This is a genomic window from Caballeronia sp. dw_19 (assembly GCF_018449515.1).
Lineage (GTDB): Bacteria > Pseudomonadota > Gammaproteobacteria > Burkholderiales > Burkholderiaceae > Caballeronia.
The window spans coordinates 1-2552 of the sequence record NZ_JAAVUQ010000093.1; the positions used below are offsets into that span (position 1 = coordinate 1).

Annotated in this window: 2 protein-coding genes; both read right to left on the reverse strand. The window is 60.5% G+C overall.

The genetic code is table 11. The features are described from left to right. Positions 1 to 356 precede the first annotated feature (356 nt). The gene (locus HB376_RS40525) at positions 357 to 1544 is read right to left on the reverse strand and encodes an IS91 family transposase (protein ID WP_213769297.1); all 1188 of its coding nucleotides are present in this window, start codon (positions 1542 to 1544) and stop codon (positions 357 to 359) included. A gap of 9 nt (positions 1545 to 1553) precedes the next feature. After that, positions 1554 to 2429, reverse strand: coding sequence for a tyrosine-type recombinase/integrase (locus HB376_RS40530; protein ID WP_213769298.1), 876 nt, complete (start codon positions 2427 to 2429; stop codon positions 1554 to 1556). Between the last annotated feature and the right edge of the window lie 123 nt (positions 2430 to 2552).

Genomic DNA, 2552 nt, shown 5'->3' on the forward strand with positions numbered 1-2552 from the left:
TGTTTAGGGTTGTAGGACGCCTGCCCTGATCCGTTGGCACGTCAACTCGCCCAGACGCCAGCGGGCAGGCGTCCTACAAGCCCCAAGGGAGGAAACCGCGGAATGCTCCGACATGGTCTGAACATTTCACCGCTATGGCGATTTGTTCGATCGCATTGACGGTGCGGTGGATATAAACGCCGGTGAATCTGAGCCTGGATACGCACGATCGCAGTAGCGGCACTGCTGAGCGCCGTGATCACGTCGACTCAGCCAGCACCAAACCGCCGGTTTGGAACGATAGGCACAGGCGTCCCCTATTGGCTCTCGTTGCCCAAGAGCCGACAGTGAATGTGTGCATCCTGACTCGATAGCGTTCATGCGTTGGCTCGTTCAACCGGTGGAGCTCGGATGGGTCTGCTGCGTTGAAGTATGTCGATGATGATCATCGGCGAACCGCAGTGCCGGCAAACGAACGTTGGCGGCACTGCGATTGTGGCTACGTCGTTGGCACTGCGGCCGATACTGGCAGGCACTACGTCCAGCAACTCGCGTATCTTCGCGAGATTCTCGCGTCGCGTTGGGTTCGCCAGCACACCGTAATGGCGGATACGGTGGAAGCCGCCAGGTAGCACGTGCAGCAGGAACCGACGCACGAACTCATCTGCTTCGAGCGTCATCGTCTTGTTGCGTGTGCGTCCGTTGGCGCGGTAGTCCTTCCAACGGAAGGTCACGCCGCGTTCGTCGAGCGCGACCAGGCGTTGATTGGAGATCGCGACCCGGTGCGTGTAACGCGACAGATAGGCGAGCACTGCTTTGGGTCCCGCAAACGGGCGTTTGGCGTACACCACCCACTCGCATGCGCGCATCGGCGCAAGCCAATCAGCAAAGGCTGTGACATCGTTGAGCTCGGCGTATTGGCCGAAGAAACGCAACTGGCCCCGGCGATAGGTGGCCTCCAGCTCCTCGAGGAAGCGTCTCCGGAATAGGCGCGAGAGTACGCGCACTGGAAGGAAGAACCCTGGCTTGCACGCTACCCACCGGCTTCGGTCCAGCGACAACCCACCACCGGGAACGATGCCATGCACATGGGGATGATGCGTAAGCGCGGAGCCCCAGGTATGCAGGACGAGCGTGGCGCCGATCTGTGCCCCGAGATGCTTCGGATCTGCGGCGATGGTGCGCAACGTTTCAGCCGCGATATCGAACAGCATCCCGTAGATGACGGCCTTGTTGTAATACGCAATCGCGCTGATGGCCGCCGGCAGTGTAAAGACCACGTGGTAGTACTCGACGGGCAGAAGATCGGCCTCACGCGCTTCGAGCCACCGGCGCGCAGCGCTAGCCTGGCACCTTGGACAATGCCGATTGCGGCACGAGTTGTAGGCGACTTCGATCGCGGCACAGCCTTCGCAACGCAGCACGTGCCCTCCCAGCGCCGCGCTGCGGCACTGTTCGATCGCGGACATGACCTTCAGTTGCCCGAGGCTCAGGTGGGCGGATTGACGCCACGTTGAGCCAAGAGAGCGAAAGACGTCGGCTACCTCGAGCGCGCAATGCGCCACGACGGCGACCTACTCAGAATACAAACTCTCAAGAGGGCTGACCACCTCGCGCAGAATGTCGGTGGCGACCTGGGCGTAAAGCGCTGTGGTCTCAAGCTTCTTATGGCCTAGCATGACCTGGATCACGCGGATATCGACCTTCTGTTCGAGCAGATGAGTGGCAAAGCTATGGCGCAAGGTGTGCATGGACACGCGCTTTTCGATTCCCGCGGCCTCGGCCGCCGCATGGATCGCCCGGTTGAGTTGGCGGGTGCTGAGCGATTCAATTGGGTTGAGCCCGGGAAAGAGCCAGCCGCCGTCGAGCATCTTGCCCTGGGCTCGAGCGACTCGCCACCAAACCCGCAGTCGCTCGAGCAGGATCGGCGAAAGCATGGCGTATCGATCCTTCTGACCTTTACCCTGCTCAACGCGCAGCGTCATGCGCTGGCTGTCGATGTCACCGACCTTCAAGGCCACCACTTCGCTGACCCGTAGTCCTGTGCCGTAAGCTAATGCAAGTGCCGTCTGATGCTTGAGATTAGTGGCTGCCGCGATTAGTCGGCCCACTTCGTCGCGGCTGAGTATGACGGGCAAGGTGCGCGGAAGATATATCGGACGCATCTTCGCCATCAACTCCTCTTGACCGAGCGTTGTGCCGAAGAAGAACTTCAAGCCGGTGATCGCCGCGTTCAGGGAAATTGGCGACACGCCGTGGTCAACCAGATGCAGTTGATAGCGCCGCAAGTCCTCGACGGTGGCCGTGTCAGGCGAGCGTCCAAGAAAGACAGTGAACTGTCGCACCACGCGAAGATAATTGGCCTGCGTCTTCGGCGCGAGTCGGCGCATGCGCATGTCGTCCATCATGCGCTGGCGTAGCGGACTGATGCTTGGGCTGGGAGTGGTCATGGCTCGGCTCCTGTCGAGTAACGAGGCGGAGTGCCTCATTGCTCAACATAGGAAACCGCGTCGGTTTCCTATGAAGAACCACCACGTTCAAACGCAGTGCATACCGCGCGAGCGGTTTAGTCC

Excerpts from the sequence above, each read along its gene's own strand:
- HB376_RS40530 (WP_213769298.1), bottom strand. The coding sequence starts at position 2,429 with ATGACCACTCCCAGCCCAAGCATCAGTCCGCTACGCCAGCGCATGATG.